Origin of the sequence: Bartonella sp. AP88XZML, from assembly GCF_042195565.1 — a bacterium.
Lineage (GTDB): Bacteria > Pseudomonadota > Alphaproteobacteria > Rhizobiales > Rhizobiaceae > Bartonella.
In genome coordinates, this window is sequence record NZ_JBHIOQ010000029.1 from 205190 (window position 1) to 213245 (window position 8056).

Sequence of the window (8056 nt, forward strand, 5' to 3'; positions counted from 1 at the left end):
TATAAAATTGCCTATGAGGTCCTCTTTAAATTTTCCGTACATTACATTATATTTTATTTTCAACTATAGTCTACAAAGAAACTAGAAGAATCTAGAAGATAACTTAAAAAACTTTTTATTAACGTTGAAAATAAAAATTATTGTCTTTTAAAGACACGTGCAAAAAGATGATGCATCTCAATCAAAAAAGAGGGTTTATATCTTGAACCGTTTCCTTTGTATTAGGAATATAGAGGTTTTTTTAAAAAGATGTTAGCTTTTTTATAAAGAATGATGAAGGCTTAAGAGATTGGATATTTTATTCTATCATTTGACGCAGTCAACGCTGAAGGATATTTTGCCGACGCTTGTGGAGCGTGCATTGGCTCGTTTTGGTACAGTAACAATACAGTGTGTGAGTAAAGAACAACGCGATTCTATAGATATACATTTATGGGTTTATACTGATGAATCATTTATTGGACATGGAACGGAGTGTGATCAATATCCAAACTTTCAGCCTGTATTTCTTACGACAGGACAAGAAAATCCGAATGATTCAAAGATTCGTTTTCTCATAGAGGGAGCTGTTTGTTCGGATATTGATGCTTATCAACGACTTGTCGTGATATTTGATGGTAAAAGTGAAGAGCAGTTGAATCTCGTTCGTGCACAGTGGAAAAAATATAAAATGGAAAATCATAATTTAACGTATTGGCAACAGACTGAAGATCGTCGCTGGGAAAAACAGGTTTAATGCGTCTCGTATCTATTGTTCTGATTTTTATAGGATTACTGGGAATAGTAAATCCTTCACTTTTTATTACGGAAGGCTCAGGGGGAGGGCGTTGGGTTTTTATTGTGATTTTTCTTTTAGGCATGTTAAATATATGGACTATAATTAAAAAAATGAAACGCCATAATGATGATTATTGATCGAATTTTGCTTGTTTTATGGGCTGTGATGTTGTCCTTCTTTTGCGTTTCATGGTTGGGGACAACGCATATCTTATCAGAAATGTTTGCTGTTTCTTATATAAGCAATATTGCAGATTTTTTATTTTTCTTTTTGAGTGCCTTGTTCGCGGGAATATTGTGGTGGAAAATACCTCAACCCCTGTCTTTAAAAATGAAACTGGCAGCATTTTTGCTGCCAGTACTTATTTTATTCTTCTTTATTATATTTTAGTTGGATATTTCATCATCTGTAAATCCGACGAAGCAAATCAGTGAAATAAAAGAAGCAAGAAGCAAATAATAGCCGATATAAGATGTATCAAAATGTTGTACCAGATATTCTGCAATATAAGGCGCAAGAGAGGCTCCTACGATACCCGATAAGTTGAAAGTAATAGAAGAACCAGTATATCGAATTGCTGTTGGGTATGGTGAAGCCAAAACAGCACCAAGAGGACTGTATATCATCCCCATGATAGACAAACCGATAACAGACATTGCAAGGACTCCTATAACTCCAGAATTTAAGAAATAAGGAATTGCAAAAGAATAGATACCGGTGATGATTGTAACCCAAATCATCAAAGTTCGACGTCTAATACGATCAGCGAGTTTTCCAGTGATGACAGTAAAAATTCCACAGAAAATAGCACCAACAATTTCGACTTGAAGAGCTTGATAAAATGGCAATTGCAGATGGTTTGTTGAGTAGCTTAACAAATATGCAGTGACCAAGTAAAACAAAACAAATGTTGCCATACCAGAAAATATTCCAAGAAATAGGATTCGTGGACATTTTAAAAAGACATCGATGATAGGAACTTTGACACGTTCTTTACTTTCAAGAGTTTTTTTGAATTGAACAGTTTCATTGATTGAAAGACGGATCCATAATCCTATAATCATAAAAACAACTGAAGCAATAAAAGGAATGCGCCATCCCCAAGCTAAAAGTTCTTCATGATCAAGGAAATGCAACAGACCTAAATAAACGGCAATAGATAAAAATAAACCGATTGGAACACCCAATTGGGGGAACATCGCGTACCAGCCGCGCTTTTCTGGAGGGGCATTTTCTGTTGCGAGCAAAACAGCTCCTCCCCATTCTCCTCCTAATCCCATTCCCTGTCCAATACGGCACAAGGTCAAGAGGAAAGGGGCAAACCATCCAGCGGTTTCATAAGTAGGAAGAAAACCAATAATGACTGTTGAAAGCCCCATTGTGAGAAGAGAAGCAATAAGTGTTGCTTTTCTTCCAATTTTATCTCCAAAATGTCCAAAAACAATTGATCCAAAGGGCCGAGCAAAAAAGGCCGCTCCAAAGATCAGGAAAGATTGTAAAATGGCAATCTGATCATTTTGTGTTGGAAAAAACACATGAGGAAATATGAGAGCTGCGGCAGTGGCAAAGACATAGAAATCAAAGAATTCAATTGTTGGGCCAATAAGGCTTGCAAACAAAATGCGACGAGGGGAATTTCTGTTGCTTGTAGCTTTCATTTCTGAGTTTATAGACATGAATAGAATGTCCCTTTCAGTATATGACAAATCAAATGACGAGTTAACTGACTATAACTATAGAAATTTCAAATCAGTGTCGAGTCAATATTGTGACACTTCGTTATATATTAGAATAATGATTATGGACTGATGAGTATGAATAAGTGGTCTATATATTATCCATATTGAATAAAATAAAGACACTGCTTTAAATGCTGTAGAAGATGGCAATAGGTGGACATAAACGCAGCTCTCATTCACATTGCTGTTTCCTTTAAAGTTTAATGCTATTTTTATCTATTAAGGAATCAATCTTATTCGTAGATCGGTGTTTAGTGTCTTAAAATATTAAAAATATTTTTCATGGATGCAATTATAACACTTTTAAAGTGTATCTAAAACAAATTAAATCTTTTAGCTGTGCATGCATTTTAAAACACATGATGTATATTTGATCTGTCAGAGTTTAATCCATCGAATGCTTTGTTATCTTAAAAAAACATGAGGTTGAGCAATTGCATTGAGTTGTTTTGGTCTATGCACTTTTTTCTAAATGGGAGAATTTAAATTTAAAATTATGGAGTGTGAATAATGCAACGCAAATTGAAATTAAGTTTTTGTGCATTAATAACCAGTGGTTTTTTTGTCAAGATTGCGAGTGCAGATGGAGTAGCGACACCAAAAGAAAAGTTATTAACACCAGTAAGTATCAGTGAACACCTAGAAGAGACAAGAAAGTTGTTATCGGAAGTGAGGGGACTAAAAGAAAAAAAGGGGGAATCAAAAAAGATAGAGAATAAACAGACAGTAGAAGGAAGTGATCTTTCAGAAGAGGAAAGGAAGAGATTAGAAAAGCTATTCTTTGAAGTCCTCACAAATTCAATAATAAGCGATGGTGCTGCGATCTATATTACTAACCGTGACTCTGAAGGTTCTGAAATAAATAGCTTTAACTATAAAGATGCAGCTTATTCCATTAATAATACGGTTAGAGAAGGGGGAAAACTCTACATTGATGCAGCAAGTGTTAGTAGAGATACAACAATTGAGCATGGTGGGATTGAGGTTGTACAAAACTTGAGCAGTTCGGAATATGCCACTGTAAAAAAAGGTGGTAAACAAATTGTTGAGAGTGGTGCAAATGCAGAAGGGGCTCAAATCCATGGTGGCGAGCAGATTATTTTTGGTAAGGGAAGCCTTGGATCTGGTTTATCGCGAAAAGATAAGGCAAGTAGTGCTTATAACACCGAAATTTATGCTGAAAATGGAATGCTAGGACTACAAAGTGTCTATAGTGGTGGGATGGCTGTTGACACAAAGGTTATGAAAGGAGGTGTCCAGAATCTTGATGGTAAAGAGAATTCTAATAACGGCTTTGCAGAAGATACTGATATAGAGGGTGAGGATTTTACAATAAATGAAGGGGCTTTTGCACTGAGTACAGAACTTTTTAAAAATGGTGCGCAGAATATCTTAGCAGGAGGGAATGCGAACGAAGTTACTTTATACGATAGAGCTACTCAGAAGATATATGATTCTGGATACGTGGATAATCTAACAATTAATCATCAAGCAAAATCATGGGTTTTTGCTGGTGCGATATTAGGTGAAAATACAAATGTTAATAATTTTGGCAACCTCTATCTTTATGCTGGAAATGGTGAAGCTGTTACGGAAGTAGACAATCTTAATTTAAATGGAGAAGATACCAAACTATACATTATTGCGTCTGAAGATAACAGCAAAAAACCTCAGGTTAATGTCCAGAATTTAACGGGAAGTGGCAGAGTTATTTTTACGTCTTTAGGGACTAATAAGCATTATTCTCAGCTTAATATTGATGATCTTTCAGGTTCTTTACATTTCAATTTTAATGTCAATTTTGCCAAGCACCTTAGTGATTATCTTGTCATTAAAGAAAGTGGTTCAGGTTATCATACAGTAAGTATTACTGATTCTGGGGGTGAGATCACAATCCCTTCCCACAGAAGATTTACATTAATTTCTGATCATAGTGGAAACGCTCATTTTACTCTGACAAACACTTTTGGTGAAAAAATCAAAGCTATTGATGCCGGAACTTACATGTACAGTTTGAAACAGAGAAAAAATGAGAGCAATGGTAAAATCTGGTATTTAGATGCGAATTATGCTCTTGATGAGACAAATACCTCTTTATTTTCTGATTTTAGCTTGCAACCATCTGCTATAGCTTCATTATCGAATGATCTCACAGAACGCACAATTGAAAAGGGAATGATTGTTACGATTGCTGATCCTAGCTTTGATAGTAACAGTGAGAAAGTTGAAAGCACTGGAGAAACTTCGATTAGTAATACAGTTAAAGACAGTGGAAAGATCTCCGTTTATCACGGTGGTTTTAGCTTGTATACAACAATTCAAAGAGGCGGCACTGAGCTTGTTAGAACACAGGGTCTTTCACAGGATAGTACAGTTAAGAAAGGGGGAAAACAAAAGGTTGAAGATGGGGGAAAAGCTGAAGGGGTTAAAATTTACGGTGGTGAGCAGTTTGTTTCAGGAAAGTCTGATATCAAAGGTGAGATGGTAAGAAGCAGTGCCTATGACACTATCGTTTCTGGTAAAAATGGAGTGTTAGGATACCAGAATGTGTATGATGATGGAGAGGTTTTTAGCACAAAGATCATGGAAGGAGGGGTACAAAATCTTTTTGTGGAAGAAGATCTAGACCATTATAGCAGTTTTGCATTTGATACGAAGGTCTTTTCTGGTGGAGAGCAACACGTTTTAGCGGGAGGAATTGCGATTGGTGTTCTCTTACAAGGGAATGCTTTCCAAGCAATAGATTTAGGAGGCTATGTAAAAGATTTAATAATTAAGGATCAAGCACAATCGTGGTTACATTTTGGTGCAACATTAGAAGGAAGCACTATGATTCATGATTCTGGACGGATTTATCTTTATGCTGGTACTGAGCGATCTCGTACTGAAGTAGAAAAAATTGTTTTAAATGACAAAGATACCACATTATACTCTATTGCTTCCAAGATAGACGGTGAAAGCTCTTTGATTGAGGATTTAAGCGGGAATGGACGCGTTATTTTTACTTCTACCGTGTTTAATCCACATTATTCTAAACTTGAGGTCGGTAATCTTTCAGGTAATTTACATTTTAGGTTTAATACTAATTTTGTAGAACAGCGCGGTGATTATCTTCTCATAAAAAGAGGAGCAGGTCATCACACCATAAGCGTTATCGATTCTGGTGTTGAAATTACCAATTCTCCTCTACAAGATCAGAATTTAGTTTTGGAACTTGATTTAATTCATGATCAAAGCGGAAATGCGCATTTTACTCTGATAGATTTTTCTGGAGAAGAGACGAGTACGATTGATAATGGAGTCTACATGTATAGCTTAAAGACAAAAGATGATAATGGGGCAAAGACTTGGTATTTGGCTACGTCACAAATAACTTTTGCTCCTGTAATCTCTTCACCTTATGCGGAGTCACCTATAGATAAGCTTCCTGAAAAAGAAGAAAATATGACATCGTCAAAAGATTTTAGTATCTCTGATGTAATTGATTACAGTATTGGCGAAGGAGGAGGAATTCTACAAAGCTCTTTGCTCGGTGATGATAACGTAGTTTATATCTCTGATGATGGAGAGCGAGGTGTTCTTAAGAAGTCCATTAACAATACAATTCAGGGATCAGGAAGACTTTATGTTGAAGCTGGTGGTTTCAGTAAGAATACGACAATTGAAAATGGTGGTGTTGAGATTGTAGGGGAACAAGGGATTTCAGAATTTACGATTATTTACGAGGGTGGAAAACAAAGAGTGGAGGGAGGAGGAACCGCATTGAGAGCTGAAATTTATGGTGGGGAGCAGCTTGTTTTCGGAGATGGTTATGTAAATGGTGGAATTGTGGGGAGCAGCGCTTATAACACGACACTTTATGGTCAAGGTGATACGCCAGGACAGCAGAATGTATATGATGATGGGATGGCTGTGGGAACAAAAGTGATGAGTGGAGGAATACAAACTCTTGCTAAGTGGTTCGCAGATGATGATGATTTTATACAAAAGAGTGGTGGTTTAGCCGTAAATACTGAAGTTTTTTCAGAGGGTATGCAGCGTGTTTTAGCAGGGGGTGAAGCGAATAGAGTAATTTTACGCACTGGTGGTGTTCAAGAAGTCTATGCGGGTGGAATTGTGAAGAATCTAACGATTGAAGGTAATGCCAATTCATGGATTTCTCCTAGTGCAATATTAGGAGGAGAAATAAAAGTTCAAGATTTTGGTGGGATCTATCTTGATGCTGGAGGTGATGGTCAACAAACTATAGTAGAAAACATTGAATTAAATGGAGAAGACGCTCAATTATACTCCGTTGCTCGTGGGGTTGACGACAAAAGTACACGCATTCAGCAGTTAAGCGGTGTAGGAAAAGTCATTTTCACCTCTTCTGAAGATGATTTATATTACTCTCAGCTTTATATTAATAATCTAGCAGGGAGTCTACACTTCGATTTTAATGTCAGCCTTGCAGAAGGAAAAGGTGATTACCTCTTTATTGAGAATGGGAGTGGTTTTCACACAATAAGTGCCGTAGATTCTGGTATTGAAGTTGTTGATCCTTCTTCAGCAGGACTTGATTTAATTTTTGATCAAAGTGGTAGCGCATCTTTTACTCTACAAAGTTTTTCTGGCGCAAAAACTGTAATGGTTGATGGAGGAACTTATACTTATGGCTTAAAACACAAAAATATTGAGAATGAAGAGGGAAAAATTTGGTATTTGACTGCAGTTTACATGGATAGTGCGCCACGCAGAAGCAGATCTATGCGGCATTTAAATCAAAATCAATCAGTTTCTTCTCTTTCAACGATTACAGCACCACAAGAGCATGCTATTAAATTGCCATGTCGAAGAAAAAACCGCCAAAACTTAAGGCAAAAATCTCAGGCTTCTGTATCTCCAACTATTTCCTCTCTTAGAAGTCACGTTACTGAAGTCTTAGGTTCAGGAAGTTCTCATCCTCTTTCTGATGAAAAACAACAAACTGCTGTTTTAACCTCTTCTCAATCTTTAGCCGATCAAATGATTGTGCGTCCAGTTCATAAAGAACAACCTTTTCCACAATTGAGTGAGAATCTTTCAGTTTCTTACTTTTTGACCACTCCCTCTACAGATGCGGTATTGTCTATGTCTGTGGCGCCAGCGATGGTTTTTCACAATGAAATGCAAACCGTACGTGCGGGAAGAGGAATTCTAGATAAAAGTAAAAAGAATACGGCTTTATGGAGCTATGCGATTAAATCTAAAGAGAGTGTTGTTACAGAGCATATAGATTTTAAACTGGATCAGACCGGTATCGTTTTGGGGATCAATGGTTTAAGCGAGTGGGAAAATGGAGAGTTTTATATAGGTGGTTTTNGGAATCAATACTTATGGTATTGGCGCTTATGTCACTTATTTGGATCATAGTGGATGGTATCTCGATGGTATTTTAAAATACAATCATTATCAAAATACCCTAAAAGCCGTTTCAACTAATGGTTTAGAGATTGAAGGAACATATACTCAAAGGGCATTGGGAACTTCCTTTGAAGCTGGTTATCGACTTAAGACGTCA

4 protein-coding genes and 1 pseudogene are annotated in these 8056 nt (G+C 36.7%); 4 read left to right on the forward strand and 1 reads right to left on the reverse strand.

What is annotated here, in order from left to right; translation table 11 throughout:
• The first annotated feature begins 289 nt into the window (after positions 1 to 289).
• The 3 genes from ACFIK2_RS02970 to ACFIK2_RS02980 are packed head-to-tail and all read left to right on the forward strand — an operon-like array spanning position 290 to position 1168.
• Positions 290 to 736, forward strand: coding sequence for a DNA polymerase III subunit chi (locus tag ACFIK2_RS02970; protein ID WP_375634338.1), 447 nt, complete (start codon positions 290 to 292; stop codon positions 734 to 736).
• Complete coding sequence (locus ACFIK2_RS02975) at positions 736 to 915, forward strand: hypothetical protein (RefSeq protein WP_375634340.1); 180 nt, start codon at positions 736 to 738, stop codon at positions 913 to 915. Before ACFIK2_RS02970 ends, ACFIK2_RS02975 begins: the two co-directional genes overlap by 1 nt.
• Positions 905 to 1168 (forward strand): hypothetical protein, encoded by a 264-nt coding sequence (locus ACFIK2_RS02980; protein ID WP_375636314.1) that lies wholly within the window; start codon positions 905 to 907, stop codon positions 1166 to 1168. The genes ACFIK2_RS02975 and ACFIK2_RS02980 overlap by 11 nt, the downstream gene beginning before the upstream one ends.
• Here the strand turns inward: ACFIK2_RS02980 and ACFIK2_RS02985 are convergent.
• Entirely contained in the window at positions 1165 to 2454 is a 1290-nt protein-coding gene (locus ACFIK2_RS02985; RefSeq protein ID WP_375634342.1) for an MFS transporter, read from the reverse strand. The two genes, ACFIK2_RS02980 and ACFIK2_RS02985, sit on opposite strands and share 4 nt — an antisense overlap.
• A 573-nt stretch (positions 2455 to 3027) precedes the next feature.
• Here ACFIK2_RS02985 and ACFIK2_RS02990 point away from each other — a divergent pair.
• Positions 3028 to 8056 (forward strand): annotated as a pseudogene (locus tag ACFIK2_RS02990) (pertactin-like passenger domain-containing protein); the annotation flags it as partial.